General features: G+C 64.3%; 18 protein-coding genes and 1 pseudogene. 4 read left to right on the top strand and 15 right to left on the bottom strand.

The window, feature by feature from the left end:
* Positions 1-11 precede the first annotated feature (11 nt).
* The 11 genes from NKF27_RS09980 to NKF27_RS09930 all read right to left on the bottom strand — a co-directional run bounded on the left by NKF27_RS09980 (position 12) and on the right by NKF27_RS09930 (position 9,226).
* A complete protein-coding gene (locus NKF27_RS09980) occupies positions 12-776 on the bottom strand; it encodes a YciK family oxidoreductase (protein ID WP_045992050.1) in 765 nt (254 codons plus the stop codon).
* A 13-nt stretch (positions 777-789) separates the two neighbouring features.
* Complete coding sequence (ybgF, locus tag NKF27_RS09975) at positions 790-1,611, bottom strand: tol-pal system protein YbgF (RefSeq protein ID WP_253556310.1); 822 nt, start codon at positions 1,609-1,611, stop codon at positions 790-792.
* Between the two features lie 31 nt (positions 1,612-1,642).
* On the bottom strand, positions 1,643-2,194 hold the full coding sequence (gene pal / locus NKF27_RS09970) for a peptidoglycan-associated lipoprotein Pal (RefSeq protein ID WP_045992086.1): 552 nt from the start codon (positions 2,192-2,194) through the stop codon (positions 1,643-1,645).
* 58 nt (positions 2,195-2,252) lie between these two features.
* Positions 2,253-3,512: a Tol-Pal system beta propeller repeat protein TolB gene (tolB, locus tag NKF27_RS09965; RefSeq protein WP_253556450.1), complete on the bottom strand. Its 1,260-nt coding sequence runs from the start codon at positions 3,510-3,512 to the stop codon at positions 2,253-2,255.
* Positions 3,513-3,607: 95 nt separating this feature from the next.
* Positions 3,608-4,849, bottom strand: coding sequence for a cell envelope integrity protein TolA (gene tolA, locus NKF27_RS09960; protein WP_253556309.1), 1,242 nt, complete (start codon positions 4,847-4,849; stop codon positions 3,608-3,610).
* Positions 4,850-4,857: 8 nt separating this feature from the next.
* Positions 4,858-5,298 (bottom strand): protein TolR, encoded by a 441-nt coding sequence (gene tolR, locus NKF27_RS09955; protein ID WP_108133603.1) that lies wholly within the window; start codon positions 5,296-5,298, stop codon positions 4,858-4,860.
* Positions 5,299-5,313: 15 nt separating this feature from the next.
* A complete protein-coding gene (gene tolQ, locus NKF27_RS09950; protein ID WP_253556308.1) occupies positions 5,314-6,003 on the bottom strand; it encodes a protein TolQ in 690 nt (229 codons plus the stop codon).
* Positions 6,004-6,021: 18 nt separating this feature from the next.
* Positions 6,022-7,050, bottom strand: coding sequence for a Holliday junction branch migration DNA helicase RuvB (gene ruvB, locus NKF27_RS09945; protein WP_222569022.1), 1,029 nt, complete (start codon positions 7,048-7,050; stop codon positions 6,022-6,024).
* Positions 7,051-7,052: 2 nt separating this feature from the next.
* On the bottom strand, positions 7,053-7,664 hold the full coding sequence (ruvA, locus tag NKF27_RS09940) for a Holliday junction branch migration protein RuvA (RefSeq protein WP_045992044.1): 612 nt from the start codon (positions 7,662-7,664) through the stop codon (positions 7,053-7,055).
* 239 nt (positions 7,665-7,903) lie between these two features.
* Positions 7,904-8,455 (bottom strand): crossover junction endodeoxyribonuclease RuvC, encoded by a 552-nt coding sequence (ruvC, locus tag NKF27_RS09935; protein ID WP_253556307.1) that lies wholly within the window; start codon positions 8,453-8,455, stop codon positions 7,904-7,906.
* 18 nt (positions 8,456-8,473) lie between these two features.
* Positions 8,474-9,226, bottom strand: a complete 753-nt coding sequence (locus NKF27_RS09930) for a YebC/PmpR family DNA-binding transcriptional regulator (protein WP_108133600.1) — start codon at positions 9,224-9,226, stop codon at positions 8,474-8,476.
* A 228-nt stretch (positions 9,227-9,454) separates the two neighbouring features.
* Here NKF27_RS09930 and ubiM point away from each other — a divergent pair, with 228 nt between their 5' ends.
* Positions 9,455-10,726, top strand: coding sequence for a 5-demethoxyubiquinol-8 5-hydroxylase UbiM (gene ubiM, locus NKF27_RS09925; protein WP_253556306.1), 1,272 nt, complete (start codon positions 9,455-9,457; stop codon positions 10,724-10,726).
* 225 nt (positions 10,727-10,951) lie between these two features.
* Here ubiM and aspS read toward each other — a convergent pair whose 3' ends face one another.
* Positions 10,952-12,730 (bottom strand): aspartate--tRNA ligase, encoded by a 1,779-nt coding sequence (gene aspS / locus NKF27_RS09920; RefSeq protein ID WP_108133598.1) that lies wholly within the window; start codon positions 12,728-12,730, stop codon positions 10,952-10,954.
* Between the two features lie 45 nt (positions 12,731-12,775).
* On the bottom strand, positions 12,776-13,048 hold the full coding sequence (locus NKF27_RS09915; RefSeq protein ID WP_045994967.1) for an FmdB family zinc ribbon protein: 273 nt from the start codon (positions 13,046-13,048) through the stop codon (positions 12,776-12,778).
* Between the two features lie 239 nt (positions 13,049-13,287).
* Here NKF27_RS09915 and NKF27_RS09910 point away from each other — a divergent pair, with 239 nt between their 5' ends.
* The 3 genes from NKF27_RS09910 (at position 13,288) to NKF27_RS09900 (ending at position 16,502) form a co-directional block, all read left to right on the top strand.
* Positions 13,288-14,232, top strand: coding sequence for a D-2-hydroxyacid dehydrogenase (locus tag NKF27_RS09910; RefSeq protein ID WP_253556305.1), 945 nt, complete (start codon positions 13,288-13,290; stop codon positions 14,230-14,232).
* A gap of 388 nt (positions 14,233-14,620) precedes the next feature.
* Positions 14,621-15,532 carry a ribokinase gene (locus NKF27_RS09905; RefSeq protein ID WP_253556304.1) on the top strand — a complete coding sequence of 304 codons (912 nt, stop codon included), beginning with the start codon at positions 14,621-14,623 and terminating at the stop codon, positions 15,530-15,532.
* Positions 15,533-15,560: 28 nt separating this feature from the next.
* Positions 15,561-16,502, top strand: coding sequence for a nucleoside hydrolase (locus NKF27_RS09900; protein ID WP_253556303.1), 942 nt, complete (start codon positions 15,561-15,563; stop codon positions 16,500-16,502).
* A 143-nt stretch (positions 16,503-16,645) separates the two neighbouring features.
* Here NKF27_RS09900 and NKF27_RS09895 read toward each other — a convergent pair whose 3' ends face one another.
* Together NKF27_RS09895 and NKF27_RS09890 are read right to left on the bottom strand one after the other, a co-directional pair.
* A complete protein-coding gene (locus tag NKF27_RS09895) occupies positions 16,646-16,927 on the bottom strand; it encodes an acylphosphatase (RefSeq protein ID WP_253556448.1) in 282 nt (93 codons plus the stop codon).
* Positions 16,928-17,158: 231 nt separating this feature from the next.
* Positions 17,159-18,055: pseudogene (locus NKF27_RS09890) on the bottom strand (YihY/virulence factor BrkB family protein); the annotation flags it as partial.
* Positions 18,056-18,190 lie beyond the last annotated feature (135 nt).

The raw sequence follows: 18,190 nt of genomic DNA, 5'->3' as shown, positions 1-18,190 counted from the left end.
TGCCTGTGACGTCAGCTTCTCGGCGGCTGGGCGTCGAAGGCTTCCCCGTTGCGGCCCTTGCTGTCAGGGCCCATCAGCCACAGATAGGTCGGCATGATGTCCTCTGCGGTCCGCAGGCTCATGGGGTCCTCGCCCGGGTAGGCGCTCTTGCGCATGGCGGTGCGGGTCGCCCCGGGGTTGAGGGTATTGATCCTCAGGGTCCCCAGATGATCGATCTCCTCGGCCAGTACCTGGGCAAAGCCTTCGGTGGCGAACTTGGAGACCGAATAGGCGCCCCAGTAGGCCCGCCCCTTGCGGCCAACACTCGACGAGGTAAAGATCACCGAGGCGTCGGCAGACTTGGTCAGCAGTGGCAACAGCGCCTGGGTCATCCAGATGGGCCCGTTGATGTTGACCTGCATGACCTGATCCCACAGTTCTGGATTGTACTGCTCGAACGGAGTGATCCGGCCTAGCTGCCCGGCGTTGTGCAGGATACCGTCGAGCCGGCCGAACTCCTTGTCCAGCGCTTCGGCCATATCGTGGTAATCCTTGAGCGTCGCCCCTTCGAAGTTCAACGGGAAGATCGCCGGTTGCGGACCTCCGGCGGCCTCGATCTCGTCATACACCTTCTCGAGCTTGGCGGTGGTACGGCCCAGCAGAATCACGGTGGCCCCGCGACGTGCGTATTCGATCGCCGCGGTGCGCCCGATGCCGTCTCCGGCACCGGTCACCAGCAGAATGCGATCCTTTAGCAGGTCTTGAGGTGCCTGGTAATCAATCTTGCACTCGGTCATGGCGCTTCCTTGATCAGGCCCCGGCCTGACGCAAATAGTCATCGGCAAGAGATGCCGCATTGCTGTCAGGATAGTCCTGCTGGACGGATTCCAGAAGTGCGTGGCCGCCTTCGGTATCTCCCTGCCGTGCTTTCAGCAGTCCCAGCTTGTACATGGCGTCGGGAACCTTGCTGCTGTCGGGAAAACGGTCCAGTACGGTCTCGAAGGCATCGGCGGCATCGCCAAAGGACGACTGTGCCGAATGCAATTCACCGAGCCAGTAGTAGGCGTTGGCGGTCAGGCTGGAGTCGGGATAACGATCGACGAAGGTATCAAAGTCGCTGATCGCCTGATCGAAGTCTCGCGACTGCACCTTGGAGAACGCCGACTGATAGGCCTCCCTGGCATCATCGCTGGCCTGGCCAGAGGACGATGAGGATGCTCCGCTGCCGCTGCCGCTGCCGCTGCTGTCTGCGGATTCGCTCGGCGGCTCCGTTGCTTCACTCGGGGCGCTTGGTGGCGCTGCCTGGCGCGGCAACTCGGACATGCGCTGATCGAGGTCCATGTACTGCTGGCGACTCTGCTGCTTGAGCTGATCGAGCTGGTAGCGCAGTTCTTCGATCTGCCCGCGCAATTCTCGCAGCTCGCGCTGGTGCTGCTCGACCTGGTTGAACAGTGCGAGATTGCCGCTGGCCTGGGCCTGGGTGGCCGTCTGATCGTAAAAGCTGTTGCCACCGCTGAGGTCTCTGACGACCGGCTGCTGAGCCAGTGCAGGTGACAGGATGGCGGGTACCATGACGGACAACGGGAGCACCAGGGCTCCCGCGCCGCACAGTCCCTTAAGACTGTGTCTCATTGACTTCTCCCACGTCCGACGTCAGTGGCTTTCAGTAAGCAAAGACCACACGGCGGTTCTGTGCAAAGGCATCCTCGTTGCTGCCGCGAGCTGCGGGGCGCTCTTCGCCGTAGCTCACCACTTCCATCTGCGAGGGATTGACGCCCTGCAGGCGCAGGTAGCGCTCGACGGACCCGGCACGACGCTCGCCAAGCGCGAGGTTGTACTCGCGGGTACCGCGCTCGTCGGTGTGGCCCTGCAGCACGACGGAGGCGTTGGGGTTGCTGCTCAGGTACTGGGCGTGGGCGTTGACCACCGATTCGAACTCGGGACGGATGGCGTCGCTGTCGTAGTTGAAGTAGATGGTGCGCACTTCCGGGATGCGGCCGTCGGCCATCTGGCCGGCACCGTCGGTGCCATAGCCGGAGCCGCTGACCTGGCCGCTGCCGGCGGTGCCGGTACCGACGCCGGTGCCACCCATGGTACCGCCGGTACCGGTGCCTGCGGCGCTGCCGTCCTGGGTGCCGCCGGTGCTGGAACAGCCAGCCAGAACGGCCAGGGAAGCGGCGATGGCCAGCGAACGGGCGTAGGGCTTGAGAAACATCGTGTCACTCTCCTTGCGTGATGCATCAAAGTCGATTCATCGGCATATGGCCGTCGAATCAGTTCAGAAACGGGGACCAGGCCGGCTCACGGACATCGCCCTGGGCGGCGGGCAGACGGAACTGCGCACGTCCATCGGCGGTGACCGCTCCCAGCACCCCGGTGCTACCCTGCTGGGTGGCGAAGATTACCATGGTGCCATTGGGCGCGATACTGGGAGATTCGGCCTGCTGGGCATCACTGATTTCCACCAGACGCCCGCTCTCGAGGTCCTGCTTGGCCACCTGATAGCCATTGTTGCCGCGGTGGATCAAGAACAGTGTTTCGCCGTCCGGCGACAGGCGGCCACGAGCATTGTAGTTGCCGGTGTAGGTCAGACGCTCGGCCTCACCACCGGACACGCTCTGGCGATAGATCTGGGGGCCGCCCGAGCGGTCCGAGGTGAAGATCAGGGAGCGGCCGTCCGGCGCCCAGGCCGGCTCGGTTTCGATGCTCGAGGAGTTGGTGACACGCTGAACGTTGCGCGAGCCGATATCCATCACGTAGATCTCGGGCTGGCCATCCCGGGACAGCGCCATCGCCAGGCGACGACCATCCGGCGACCAGCTCGGTGCGCTGTTGAGCCCCTCGAAGTCGGTCAGCTTGACGCGCTGACCGGTGGCCAGATTCTGCACGTAGATGGCCGGCCGTTCAGTCTCGAAGGACACATAGGCCAGCTTGCCGCCATCCGGCGACCAGGCCGGTGACATGATCGGTTCATCGGACGTCAGGACCTGCTGGCTGTTGCGCCCATCGGCGTCGGCCACATAGAGCCCGTACTGGGTGTTGTCGCCCACCCCCTGCGAGGTGACATAGGCGATGCGGGTCGAGAAGGCGCCGCGAATGCCGGTGATCTCCTCGAAGATCTGGTCACTGATATAGTGCGCCGCGCCGCGCAGATCGGAACTCGATGCCGTGACCGTCTCGCCCAGCAGCCGGCTCTCGCCGCTGACGTCGAGAAGCTCGAAGCGCACCTTGACCTGGCCACCCTCCTGACTGGTGCTGCCGACCACCAGGTAGCGCGAGTCGAGACTGCGCCAGTCACCATAGGTGACCTCTTCGCTGGACGAGGGCTGGTTGAACATCTCTGAGCGCGGCAACGGTTCGAAGTAGCCGCTGCGCTCCAGGTCATCGGAGACGACCTGGGCGATATCCTCGGGTAGTCCCCCCGCCTGGTCGGTGAAGGGCACCACCGCGATCGGTGTGGCCCTTTCGTTGCCACGGGTGATATCGATGGTCAGATCGGCCTGGGCCGCTGGCCCGGCCAGCCATACCAGCATGCCTGCCACGACAGCAAGCAGGCGCTTGGCAAGGCTCGTGTGAGCGACGGTCATGCTGACCCTCCTGGTCCACCAACTCGCATTCAAGGCTCTCATCAGCGAATGTCTCCCGGTCTGAATCGCAGATTGAATTGACGATAGTCGCGTTGCACGCCGCTGGGAAGGTCTCGCAGTTCGGTGAACGGAGCTGCAGACTCCACCGCCTGGATGGCGGAGTTGTCGAAGGCGGCGTTTCCGCTCGAACGTGTGACCGTTGCAGCAAATACTTCACCCGAGGGCCCCAACCTGACCTGTACCTCGGCGGTGGTGCCGTCGCCCACATTGGGCGGGATGACCCAGGCCTGCTCCACCGCACGCCGCACCAGCTGGATAAAGCCATTGGCGGCCTCGTTCCCCTGTTCGGCGTTGGAGACGGCACTGGAATCGCCCTCGATGATCCGCTGAAGCTGCCGCTCGGCCTCTTCTCTGGCCTTCTGTTCGGCGGCCTCGCGGGCCTGGCGTTCGGCTTCTTCCTGTGCCTTGCGCTCGGCTTCCTCGCGGGCCTGACGCTCGGCTTCTTCTCGTGCCTGACGTTCGGCCTCTTCCTGTGCCTTGCGCTCGGCTTCCTCTCTTGCCTGCTGCTCCGCTTCCTCTCTTGCTTTCTGCTCGGCTGCCTCGCGGGCCTGACGTTCGGCTTCTTCCTGTGCCTTGCGCTCAGCCTCCTCTCTTGCCTGCTGCTCGGCTTCCTCTCTTGCTTTCTGCTCGGCCTCCTCGCGGGCCTGGCGTTCGGCCTCCTGCTGTCGCGCCGCCTCTTCCTCACGGCGTCGCTCGGCTTCGGCCTGGCGCTCCTGCTCGGCCTGCTGGCGAGCAGCCTCACGCTCGGCTTCCTCTTCGGCCTTGCGCTGGGCGGCGGCTTCGGCCTCGGCGGCCCGCCGTTCGGCTTCCGCCTGGGCTTGTTCGGCAGCTTCTTCCCTTGCCTGCTGCTCCGCTTCCTGCTGAGCCTGTTGTTCTGCCGCCTGACGCTCGGCCTCTTCGGCGGCCTGCTGCTCTGCGGCCTCACGGGCCTGACGTTCGGCCTCCTCCTGAGCCTGGCGCTCGGCTTCTTCCTGAGCCTGACGTTCGGCCGCGCGTGTGCGCGCCTCGGCCGCCTGCTGAGCCTGATCGGTACGTGTCTCGGTGCTGATCAGGGTAGCCTGCACGATGGCGTTGTTAGGCGCCTCGGGTTCACTGCTCGGCCACTTGATCACGCTGATGACCAGAATGCCCAGGTGCAGCGCAACGGCCAGCACCGTCGGCAGACCATAGCCAACTCGCCCGGCGGAACGCTTGAGTGTCTTTCGCCGCTGTGGTTTCGCCATGAGCGCTCCTAACCGTCCTGGGGCGGGGGTTCGGAGATCAACCCGACGTTGGCGACGCCGGCCACCTGCAGCGTGCTCATCAAGGTCACCACCTGGCCGTAGGAGACGTTGCGATCACCCCGCACCATCACCGGCGTACCGGGGTTGCGCTCGAGCAGAATGACCACGCGGTCACTCAACTCGTCCAGGCTGACCTGGGTCTCGTCGCCACCGAGGCTGATGAAGTACTGCCCTTCCTTGTCCACCGAGACGATGATCGGGTCGGTGTCTTCGGTGTCCTCGATCGGCTCCGAGGTCGCCTGAGGCAGGTCGACCTTGACCCCCTGGGTCAGCATCGGCGCGGTGATCATGAAGATCACCAGCAGCACCAGCATGACGTCGATAAAGGGGACCACATTGATTTCCCCCATGGGCTTGCTGCGCCCACGGCGATTGAAGGGTCCAAGCATGCGGCGTCTCCTTGATCAGGCGGCGCCGGCGTCGGGCCGGCCCTGCAGGTTGCGGTGCAGGATGGAGTGGAACTCCTCGGCAAAGTCTTCGTACTTGCCCAGCAGGCGCGACGATTCCGCCGACAGGCGGTTATAGAAGATGACCGCGGGGATCGCTGCAAACAGGCCCATGGCGGTCGCGACAAGCGCCTCCGCGATCCATGGTGCCACCGTGGCCAGGGTCGCCTGCTGGGCCATCGACAGCGACTGGAAGGAGCCCATGATGCCCCAGACGGTGCCGAACAGGCCGATATAGGGGCTGGCCGAGGCCACCGTGGCGAGGAACACCAGGTGCAGGTTCAGGCGTTCTTCTTCACGTGACCAGGCCACCCGCATGCTGCGTTGGACGCCGTCGAGGATCGCCTGGGGGCTGCGGGTCTTCGGCATCAACCGATTGAACTCGCGAAAGCCGGCGCGAAAGATGTGCTCGGCGCCCTGAGTCTCGCCCTCGGCCGGGGCGTCTCGATACAGCTCGTTGAGGTCGACGCCGGACCAGAAGCGGTCCTCGAAGGCGCGATGCGCCTTGCGTGCACGGCGCATCACGAAGCTGCGCTGGAACACCACGATCCAGGAAAGCACGGAACCGATCAGCAACAGCAGCATGACAAATTGCACCACGCCGCTGGCGTTCATGATCAGATGGGGAATGGACATGGAGTCGTTCACGGAAATCCTCGTCTCGGGTCAGTCGTTGGAAGCGTCGAAGGCCTGATCGTCAGGGGCCATGCCGAAATGGGTCCAGGCCTGGCGCGTCACCACCCGGCCTCGTGCGGTGCGCATCATCAGACCTTGCTGAATCAGGTAGGGTTCGATCACGTCCTCTATGGTGTCGCGCTCCTCGCCGATGGCCGCCGACAGCGAATCCACGCCCACCGGGCCACCGTCGAACTTCTCGAGCATCGCCAGCAGCAGGCGACGGTCCATATGGTCGAGGCCATGGTGGTCGACGTGCAGCATGTTCAGCGCCTGATCGGCCACCTCGGCGGTGATGTGCCCTGCCGCCTTGACCTCGGCAAAGTCACGAACCCGCCGCAGCAGCCGGTTGGCGATACGTGGCGTGCCACGGGAGCGCCGGGCCACCTCACGGGCGCCGTCCGTGTCGGTGTGTACCTCGAGCAGGCGCGCCGAGCGTGCCACGATCTCGGTCAGCTCGTCGATGGCATAGAACTCGAGGCGCTGCACGATACCGAAACGGTCGCGCAGCGGTGACGTCAGACGGCCGGCTCGGGTGGTCGCTCCGACCAGGGTGAAGGGGGGCAGATCGAGCTTGATCGAGCGTGCGGCCGGGCCCTCACCGATAACGATATCCAGCTGGAAGTCTTCCATGGCGGGATAGAGGATCTCTTCCACCACCGGCGAAAGTCGATGGATCTCGTCAATGAACAGGACGTCACCGGCCTTGAGATTGGTAAGCATGGCGGCCAGGTCGCCGGCACGCTCGAGCACCGGCCCGGAGGTCGAGGTCAGGCCCACGCCCATCTCGGTGGCGATGATATTGGCCAGGGTGGTCTTGCCGAGTCCAGGCGGGCCGAATACCAGGGTGTGGTCGAGACTCTCGTCCCGGGCCCGGGCGGCGTGGATGAAGATCTCGAGCTGCTCCCTGACCCGGGGCTGGCCGATATAGTCGGCCAGGCGCCTGGGGCGGATGGCGTGGTCCACCCGCCCTTCTCCTTCCTGCGGATCGGCGGCGATCAGTCGGTCGGTATCGATCATGGTCAACCCGCCATGCGGCGCGCCAACGCCGCCTTGATCATGGCTTCGGTGCTGCCCTCATCCTCGAGGCCGGACAACATGCGGCTTGCCTCGGTGGGCTTGTAGCCCAGACTGACCAGCGCCGCCTCGGCGTCAGCCAATGCCGTCTTGCCGGATACCGGTGTGGACGGCTGAGCGTTCCCTTCAAGCGGCAGGCTGTCGGGATGCTGCCAGTGGGGAAAGCGATCGCGCATCTCGATCACCAGACGTTCGGCCGTCTTCTTGCCGACGCCAGGCAGACGTGTCAGCGCCTTGACGTCGTCTTCCATCACGCAGCGGATGAAGGCGTCCTCGTCCATGCCGGAGAGAATCGCCAGGGCCAGCTTGGGGCCGATACCGTTGACCTTGATCAGTGCGCGAAATAGCGCGCGCTCCTGCTCGCGGGCAAAGGCATACAGCAGATGGGCATCGTCGCGCACGGTCAGATGGGTGTACAGCGACACCCGCTCCCCGGCGCCCGGCAGGGCGACCAGGGTGGTCATGGAGGCTTCCATCTCGTAGCCGACGCCATTGACGTCGACCACCAGCCAGGGTGGTTGGGTTTCGAGCAGTGTGCCCGTGATGCGTCCAATCATGGCGCGAATACTTCCTTGATCTCGGCGGTAAAAGTGATCGCCAGTGTACCTGAGACGGCGGTCACGAATCGCGGGAGCTGCTACCCTGCAAGCGTACCTTGCATCCCACTATACGGTGGCAGCCTGGGCCCCGCCAGCACAAACAAACGCTGTTCGATAATGCTTCCGTCGCCACTTTGCGACAGCCTGAACGTCAGCCGATGCAGCAACAACAACCCGACGCATCAGCGTGAAAAAACCTAGGGGCGATACTGGCGCCAGGACGTCCCCTTGCCGCCCCCCCTGGAGCCGCTGGGCCGCCCACCGAAGGAGCCCTGGGTGATCAAGCCACGTGACGCGTAGCAGTGCGTCAGGGCGATTCCCAGAGCATCGGCGGCGTCCGCCTGGGGCGTGCCAGACAGTCCCAGCGTCGCCGTGATCATGTGCTGCACCTGGGTCTTGTCGGCACCACCGCTGCCGGTGACCGCCTGCTTGATCTGGCGCGGCCCATACTCGTGCACATCCAGGCCGTGATTGGCGGCGCAGACGATGGCGGCACCCCGCGCCTGGCCCAGTTTCAGTGCAGAGTCGGCATTTTTCGACATGAACACCTGCTCGATGGCGAAGGCCGCGGGACGGTGGATCCCGATCAACTCGCTGATCCCGGCATAGACCTGCGCCAGACGCTGGGCCAGGGACTCATCCTTGAGGCGGATGCAGCCACTGGAGATGTAGCGCGGCTGCCGCTCGCTGGCGTCGAGTACCCCGTAGCCGGTGATACGCGAGCCAGGATCGATCCCCAGCACGATCATGCCGAGTTCCCCGGCAGGTCAGCGCTCCAGTTCGGCAAGAATGGCATCATTGAAGTCCGCATTGGTGAAAACATTTTGCACGTCATCGAGGTCTTCGAGGTGATCGATCAGGGCGAGCACACGGCGCGCGAGATCGGCATCCTCGATGGGCGTGGTGGTATCGGCGAAGAGTCCGACGTCGCTGTAGACGGGCTCAAGCTCCGCGGCCAGCAGGGCATCCTTGACGGCACCGAAGCGCTCCGGTGATGTCACCACCTCAAGGCTGCCGTCTTCGTCGGTCAGGATATCCTCGGGCTCTGCCTCCAGGGTGGCCGCCATGGCTGCCTCCTCAGAGGTTCCCGGTGCCAGGGTCAGTCGCCCCTGGTGATGGAACATGAAGGCGACCGATCCGCTGGTGCCCAGGTTGCCGCCATGCTTGGAAAACGCGTGTCGCACATCTGAGACAGTTCGATTGCGGTTGTCGCTCATGCACTGCACCAGGATGGCGACGCCTTCCGGACCATAGCCCTCGTAGGTGATCTCCTCCATGTCATCGCCATCATTCTGCCCTGCCCCGCGATCCACCGCCCTCTGGATCGTGTCCTTGGTCATGTTATTGGACAGGGCCTTGTCGATGGCGGCCCGCAGACGCGGATTGTCAGCGGGTTCGGGCCCGCCCTGACGAGCGGCCACGCCCAGCTCGCGGATCAACTTGGAGAATATCTTGCCGCGCTTGGCATCCTGAGCGGCCTTGCGATGCTTGATGTTCGACCACTTGCTATGTCCTGCCATGGTGCATCCCGTTGGTTGCTGGAAGCCGACGCTTCGCACGTCGCCGGGCGATATTGGAAGACAAGGCCCTGAAGGAGCCTGCCAAAAGCACCTGAACCCGGCGCTGGATCAAATGCGCGCCACAAAGCCCGCCACCTGATCACCCGTTGTGCTAGCGTCGGGCGCTTGATTTATCGCGCATTCTACCGCGCGTGCAGCTCACCAGCGAATCCAGCTCAGGAGTGACGAATGACGGATGTGGCCATCATTGGTGCAGGGCCAGTGGGCCTATGCCTGGCGCGAGCACTGGCCGGTGCCGGCTTGAGTGTGGCACTGATCGATCGAATCGATCGCCCTCGACTGGCCGAGCCCAGGCCCGATGGGCGCGAGATCGCCATGACCCAGGCATCCTGCGACCTGCTTGCCGACATTGGTGTGTGGCAGCGGATCCCCCAGCACGAGGTGGCACCGCTGACACATGCCAAGGTGTTCAACGGACAGTCGTCCTTTGCCATGGACTTCGACTCCGGCGACGATCGACCACTGGGCTTCATGGTGCCGAACCATCTGATACGCCGCGCCGCCCTCGAGGAAGCCGAACGCATGGACGGCATCGACTGGCACTTCTCGGCGCTGGAAAGCATCACCAGCGACCCCGGTGCGGCGCGTCTGGCACTGGAAGACGGTACTCGACTGTCGGCACGTCTGGCGGTGGCCGCGGACAGTCGCTTCTCCGAGTCCCGCCGCCAGATGGGCATCGCTGCGCGCATGCGCGACAACGGCCGCAGCATGCTGGTGTGTCGGGTTCGCCACCAACGCGCCCATGACCAGTCTGCCTGGGAGTGGTTCGACCACGGCCAGACCCTGGCGCTGTTGCCATTGCACGAACACCTGTCGTCGGCGGTGGTGACCCTGCCCAGCCAGCAGATGTCGGAGCTTACCGCGCTGCCGCCCGAGGCACTGTCGCAGGCGTTGACCCATCGCTACGGACGCAGGCTCGGCGCCATGACCCTGGAGGGCGAGACCCACGTCTATCCCCTGGTAAGCGCCTACGCAGAGCGCTTCGTGGCCGAACGCTTTGCCCTGGTCGGTGACGCCGCGGTGGGCATGCATCCGGTGACGGCACACGGCTTCAACTTTGGCGCCCAGAGTCAGCACCGCCTGGCCCGCCGGCTGATCCGTGCCCACCAACTCGGACAGGACATCGCCGACCCGCAACTGCTGAAGCGTTACGAGCGCGAGCATCGGCTGGCCACCTGGCCGCTGTATCAAGCCACCCAGGCCATCGTTGGCCTCTACACCGATGACGGAGTGCCGGCACGAATGGTCCGTCACCTGGGTCTGCGCCTTGGCGACCGACTGGCACCGGCGCGTAGAATGATCGGACAGCATCTGACCGAGCCTCATGGTGGCTCACCGCTCACGCCTCTATCGTCTCTATCGCCTCTCACCACCCTTCCGTCGCTGGCCCGTCGCACGGCGTCTTCCTTGCCGTCACCACTGTCCAGGCTGCTGGGCTGATCACCCATCAACGACAAACCCCCGCCGATGGGCGGGGGTTTGTCGGTACAGCGCGATAGCCTAGGGCTTGTCTGAAAAGTGCCTGCGCTCGGTAATACGGCGTTAAAAATCGGCTGGTGCGCCAGCCCGGTCAAAATGCTCATTTACACCCCGTAAACTGCGCTTTCTCACCGATTTTTGCCTTGTCTAACCTTCGCTCGTCGACTTTTCGGACAGCGCCTAGCGTTATTCGCTGGCTTCGGGCTTGGCCTTCTGACGCAGGCGGATACTCAGATCCTTGAGCTGGTCGTTGCTGACCTCGCCAGGGGCGTCGGTCATCAGACAGGCTGCACTCTGGGTCTTGGGGAAGGCGATGACCTCACGGATGGTACGAGCGCCGGTCATCAGCATGACCAGGCGATCGAGACCGAAGGCCAGACCACCGTGGGGCGGCGCACCGTAGTGCAGCGCGTCCAGCAGGAAGCCGAACTTCTCGCGGGCTTCTTCTTCACCGATACCCAGGATCTCGAATACCACGCTCTGCATGGCCTGATCGTGGATACGGATCGAGCCGCCACCCAGCTCCGTCCCGTTGAGCACCATGTCATAGGCACGCGACAGGGCCTCGGCCGGGTTGGCCTTGAGCTCCTCGGGGCTACACGCCGGCGAGGTGAAGGGGTGATGCAGCGGGCTCAGGCGACCGTTGTCGTCGGCCTCGAACATCGGGAAGTCGACGACCCACAGCGGCGCCCAGGGCTGGGTGTAGAGATCGAGATCCTCACCCAGCTTGACCCGCAGAGCCCCCAGCGCCTCGTTGACGATGCGCGCCTTGTCGGCACCAAAGAAGATGATGTCACCGTCTTCGGCACCCACACGATCCAGCAGGGTCTCGATCACGCCTTCCATGAACTTGACGATCGGCGACTGCAGGCCCTCGATGCCCTTGGCACGCTCGTTGACCTTGATCCAGGCGAGGCCCCGCGCGCCGTAGATACCGACGAACTTGGTGTACTCGTCGATTTCCTTGCGCGACAGCTTGGCGCCACCGCTGACCTTGAGTGCGGCGACACGGCCGTCATCGGCGTTGGCCGGACCGGAGAAGACCTTGAAGTCCACCTCCTTCATCAGGTCATCGACGTCGGTCAGCTCCAGCGGGATGCGCAGGTCCGGCTTGTCGGAGCCGAAACGATGCATCGCCTCATGCCAGGTCATGCGCGGGAACTCGCCCAGATCCACGTCGAGCACGTCCTTGAACAGGCCCTGCACCATGGACTCGGTGATGCGCATGATGTCGGCCTCTTCGACGAAGGATGCCTCGAGGTCGATCTGGGTAAATTCCGGCTGACGGTCGGCACGCAGGTCCTCGTCACGGAAGCACTTGGCGATCTGGTAGTAGCGATCGAAACCCGCCACCATCAGCAGCTGCTTGAACAGCTGAGGCGACTGCGGCAGCGCAAAGAAGCTGCCGGCGTGGGTCCGGCTCGGCACCAGATAGTCACGTGCACCTTCCGGGGTCGCCCGGGTCAGCACCGGCGTCTCGATGTCGAGGAAGCCCTCGCCCTCGAGGAAGGCCCGCACGCTATGGGAGATGCGAGAGCGCAGACGCAGCTTCTCGATCATCTCCGGGCGACGCAGGTCGATGTAGCGGTGCTTGAGGCGAATTTCCTCACCCACCTTGCCGTGCTCGTCGAGCTGGAACGGCGGCGTGGCGGCGGTGTTGAGCACCTCCACTTCCTTGGCCAGCACCTCGATCAGGCCGGTCGGCATGTTCGGGTTCTGGGTTCCCTCGGGACGCATGCGCACTCGGCCCTGGATGCGCAGCACATACTCGCTGCGGGCGCGGTCGGCATTGGCGAAGGCCTCGGCGGTATCGGGGTCGACCACGACCTGGGCGATACCGTCACGATCGCGAAGGTCGAGGAAGATCACCCCACCGTGGTCACGGCGGCGGTGTACCCAGCCGCACAGGCTGACCGTCTGGTCCACCAGGGTTTCGTTGAGCTGGCCGCAATAATGGCTGCGCATGTTGGTTCCTGTCATGTTGCGTGAAGGTAAAGGCAATTCGTTGGATCAGGCAGCGGCGCCGTCACCGGAAGCGGAGCCACCACCGGAGGAGGCACCGCCTCCGCCGCTGTCACCCGCCAGGTTCTTCTTGGTGCCACCGGTCTTGAAGTCGGTCTCGTACCAGCCGCCACCCGCAAGACGGAAGCCAGCCGCCGAGACCAGGCGGTTCAGTTCGGGAGCTTCGCAGGCCGGGCAGTCGGTCAAGGGAGCGGCGCTCATGCGCTGCAGCTTCTCCAGCCGATGGCCACAGGCCTTGCACTGATATTCGTAGATGGGCATGGTTCTAGGTCTCCGTTCGCATTGTTCCTGCGGGGCGGGAAGCCGGCGTCTGATCTGCCTGACACACCCTCGATCACGCCGCTTCCGATCCCGACATGCGATATAGGGCCGGCCAACAGCAATTCCAAGCCCAAATCAAAGGGGCGCATTATAGCGTGCTGAGCGCCTCAAGGCCCAGCCCTGTGCACCGATCTTCGCCACCAGACTCACCACACCCACCAAACACAACAGGAGAAGCGATGAAAGCTGTATTACTGGACGCCGACAGCCTGGGTACCGACATTGACCTTGGACCGCTGCGCGAGCAGCTCGAGAGCCTCGAGGTTCACCCCACCAGCACCCCTGCCGAGGCGCGTGAACGGCTGGCCGGCGCCGACGTCGCCATCGTCAACAAGGTGGTGCTGGATGCCGATACCCTGAACGCCCTGCCCTCCTTGCGGCATATCTGCGTACTGGCCACCGGCACCAACAATATCGACATGGAGGTGGCGAAAGAGCGTGGCATCCGTGTCGACAACGTCAACGCCTACGGAACCGCCAGTGTCGCCCAGCATACGCTGATGCTGATCCTCGCCCTGGCCACTCGCCTGCCCCAGTACCAGCGCGACGTGGCCGAGGGCCGCTGGGGAGAGAGCCCGTTCTTCTGTCTGATGGACCACCCGACCCTGCAACTCGAAGGCAAGCATCTGGTGCTGGTGGGACAGGGTGAACTGGGCTCCAAGGTGGCCGCCCTGGCCGACGCATTCGGCATGCGGGTGAGTTTCAGCGCGCGACCAGGCAACGAGGCCAATGACCGGCGCCCGGCACTGGCCGAGCTGCTGCCCGAGGCCGACGTGGTCAGCCTGCATTGCCCGTTGACCGAACACAGTCGTCATCTGCTCAACGCCGAGAACCTCAAGACCATCAAGAAAGGCGCCCTGCTGGTGAACTGCGCCAGGGGTGGAGTGATCGATGAAGAAGCCGCTCTGGCCGCCCTGCGCGAAGGGCAATTGGGAGGCCTTGCCGTCGATGTCCTTCCCGCGGAGCCGCCTCGTGATGGCCACGCCCTGATTGACGCAGTCAACGAGTCGCCGCGCCTGAACCTGCTGGTCACCCCGCACAGCGCCTGGATCACCCCTGAAGCGCGACAGAACATCGTCAAGCTGACCGTCGACAACCTGCGGAACGCTGCGCAAGAGAGCTGACGCCGTCCATGGCGGGCACGGAAGACCGTGCCCGCCTGACACCAGGCCATTCTTGGCACCCTGCCCCTTGCCTGCCCCTTGCTGAGCTCTCTCCAGGCTCTCGCCACGCCCTCGTCACGCTTAGGCCAGGCTTATGCAACGTTATCGCGCCCCTGATCGGCATGTTCGGGCGAGTTTAGCGAATGCGAAGCTTCCCAACGGCCTGTCCTTATCGCCTATGAGTAACAACTCGATGCATTTGGCACATTCGGATTTTGTTGCACCCAAGATAACGGTATAACTCTGAAAACAAGGTAACAGCCTCGTTATCGATGGCGGTTCCACTCTTGCGTCGACCCGGCATCACTCCGATACTTCGCGCTGAGCCCACCCCCTCATCGGACACCCCATGCTGTACAACTACGGGTCGATCAATCTCGACCATGTCTATCGCGTTCCCCATCTCGTTCGCCCGGGGGAAACCCTGGCGAGTCATGAGCACCGAGTCGGCCTTGGAGGCAAGGGAGCCAATCAGTCACTCGCGCTGGCCAAGGCCGGTGGTCAGGTGGCTCACTGGGGTAGCCTGAATGCCCAGGATGGCTGGGCCCGCCAGCAGCTTGCCGATGCCGGGGTCGACGTCAATGGTATTGCCGAGGTGGCCGCCCCCTCCGGCCACGCCATCATCCAGGTCGACGACGGCGCAGAGAACGCCATCCTGCTGTTCCCCGGAGCCAATCACCACCACTCGGCCAATGACCTTTCCAGGCTGATGGAGGGCACTCAGGCCGGCGACTGGCTGCTGCTGCAGAATGAATGCAGCGCCCTGGCCGATGCCATCCGGCTCGGACATGAAAAGGGACTGAACATCGCCTTCAACCCGGCGCCGATGAGCGACGCCGTGCTGGACCTGCCGCTCGACCGGTGCGATCTCCTTTTCGTCAATCGGGGCGAGGCCGCCTGGCTGGCCGGTGTTGCAGAGGATACCGATGCCGACGCCTTGCTCACCGCCCTTTCCGAGCGCCTGCCCAGCACCCAACTGGTGCTGACGCTCGGAGGCGAAGGCGCCTGGCATCAGCACGGCGGTCAACGCCAGTTCCAGGCGGCGAGTCGGGTCGAGGCGGTTGACACCACCGCCGCCGGGGACACCTTCATCGGCTACTATCTGGCCACGATGCAGGAACAAAAGACCGTGGCGGATTGCCTGGCGCTGGCCTCCACCGCCGCCGCCCTCGGCGTTCAGCGCCAGGGCGCGGCCGCCAGCATTCCGACCCGCGACGAAGTCGACACAGCGCTGGCGAGCGGCCAGCACGCCATCCGTTGAGACCTTCAGGCCAATCACAGGAGCTTCCGTGAGCACCCCGATCATCTTCGATACCGACCCGGGCGTCGACGACGCCCAGGCCATCGCCATCGCCCTGCGCCATCCCGACATTGAGCTGCTCGGCATGACCACCACCTTCGGCAACGTCGACATCGAGACGGCGACCCACAATGCCCTGCTGCTCGGCGAGATTGCTGGCCAGCCGGTGCCGGTGGCCCAGGGCTCGGCCTGCCCCATGGTCAAGCCTCGTCATCCGGCACCCAAGCATATCCATGGCGACAACGGCCTGGGCAATATCAGCCTGCCCGAGGTCAAGGGACAGGCCGATGCTCGCAGCGCCCCCCAGTTTATCGTCGACACCGTGCGCCAGCGTCCGGGCGAGGTCAGCCTGGTGGCGGTCGGTCCGTTGGGCAACCTTGCCGCAGCGCTGCAACTGGACCCCGAGATCACCCGCCTGGTCAAGCAGGTGGTCATCATGGGCGGATCCATTCGCGAAGGCGGCAACGTCACCCCGGTGGCAGAAGCCAACATCTTCAACGATGCCCACGCCGCGCAGCGCGTACTGACCGCCGACTGGCCGCTGACTCTGGTGGGGCTCGACGTGACCCATCGCTGCATCCTGACGCCGGACCACATGGCCCGCATCGAGGCAGGCCAGGGCGAGCTCGGCAAGATTCTGGCCGGCAGCTACGACTTCTATCGCGCCTTCTATCGTGAAGCCCTCGGCATCGACGGCTGCTGCCCCCATGACAGTGTGGCCCTGGCCTGGCTACTGCGCCCGGACCTGTTCGAGACCACCCGCGGCCACCTGGGTGTGGTCACCGAAGGGCCGGCCGAGGGGCAGACCATCCTCGCGCCGGAAGGCAGAGGCTTTATCGCCGACCGCTGGTCGCAGACACCCGTGGTCAACGTCTGCATGAAGGTAGACGGCAAGGCCGTCAGCGACTGGATCGCGGACACCCTGGCCTGAACGACTCAAGCCAGCAAAAGCCCCGGGCGGGCACGACACTGTCCCTCGACAATATCCGTCGTGCCCGCCCGGGGCTCCTTTCCCTCTGAATCTTTCACGTCAAGCAGCCGGGGTCGACGACCCCGGGCACTTTTCGCACAGCCCTAGCCCGTCGTGAAATCCTGCGGCAGCTCCGCAAGGGTCACCTCACGGATGGTGACCTGGGTCACTTCGGCCTGCTCGGGCCCGTATTCAAGCCAGTCGGCGACCCGTTCCACCGCGTCACGAGGCCCACACAGCAACACCTCGACACTGCCGTCCGGCAGATTGCGGGCATACCCTGCAAGCCCCTCTGCCTCGGCTTGCTGCCTGGTGGCAAAGCGATAGCTCACGCCCTGTACTCGCCCTTCCACCAGGGCCTCCAGGCATAGGGTGTCATCGGACATCGTGGCTGCCTCCTGCTGCTCGTCCATTGGTTCCTCTCTGGCGACATCGGCATCCTGAACCGTATCATCGACGCTGACCTCGTCATCTTCGTTGGCCTGACGACTCTCCACCGTGCCAGCAGTCTCCACTTCCCCTGCCTCCAGCTCCGCCTCATGCTGACGCTCGCGAGCCTCCTGCTCGAATTCCCGTTCTTCTTCGGCGCTCAACTGGGCCCGCACGCTCTGCTGATCGAGCAGTTCCTGCTTGACCAGTACGGCGCTGTTGCGCGGGATGATGGGCTTGTGCCGGGCGAGTAGATGGACCTTGGTAAAGGCGGCACCAAACAGCAGGATCAGCGAGGAGTAGTAGACCCACAGCAACACCACCACCACCGACCCCGCCGCGCCGTAGGTCGAGGCCGTTGCGTTGTAGGCCAGATACAGCGCGATACCGGTGCGCCCTATCGAGAACAGCAAGGCCGTGACAACCGCACCGACGATGACGTCGCGCCAGCGCAGTACCACGTCGGGCAACACCTTGAAGATGGTGGCAAAGAGCGCGGCGATCACGCCGATCGACACCAGCAGCTCCACCCCTCGTGTCAGCAGGCTGACGTAGGGCAGCACATCATCGGCGGCCTTCAGTGCCGCCCTGACGAACACCCCGAGCCCCACCGATACCAGCAGGATAAAGCCGATCGCCAGCACGATCGTCAGTGACAGCATACGATTCTTGACGAAGATCCACAGACTGTTGCTGCTGGGGCGTGCCGCGACGCCCCAGATGGTGTTCAGCGAGAACTGCATCTGGCCGAACACCGTGGTGGCACCAACCGCCAGGGCGGCAAAACCCAGCAGCGTCGGCAACAGGCCGGACTCCTGGATGCGCGACTGGGCGACGGCATGCTCGATGGCGGTGGCCGCCTCGGGGCCCATGGTGCCCTGCAACTGGGCGAAGATTTGCCCCTGTGCCGCCTCCTCGCCCAGCACCACACCGATCACCGTCACCGCGATGATCACCGTCGGCGCCAGCGAAAATAAGGTATAGAACGCCAGCGAGCCGGCGTAGCTGAAGGCGTTGCGCTCCAGCCACAACGCCACCGAGCGACGCAGCACCCCCCACCAGAAGGCGAAAAACTGAATGATCATGGCGTTCCCTCGTCATTATCGTTGCCCTCAGCATACCTAACACCGACGGTATACGCAGGAACATGCGCCAACGCGACACCCTGGCGCAGCCAGTTCATCACGACCGGATCGTCGTGACGGGTTGATCGAGCCACC

Source organism: Halomonas sp. DN3 (assembly GCF_024137905.1).
Taxonomy (GTDB): Bacteria; Pseudomonadota; Gammaproteobacteria; order Pseudomonadales; family Halomonadaceae; genus Halomonas; species Halomonas litopenaei.
The sequence above is the reverse complement of the archived record's forward strand: the minus strand, read 5'-3'. Positions and strand labels throughout refer to the sequence as shown.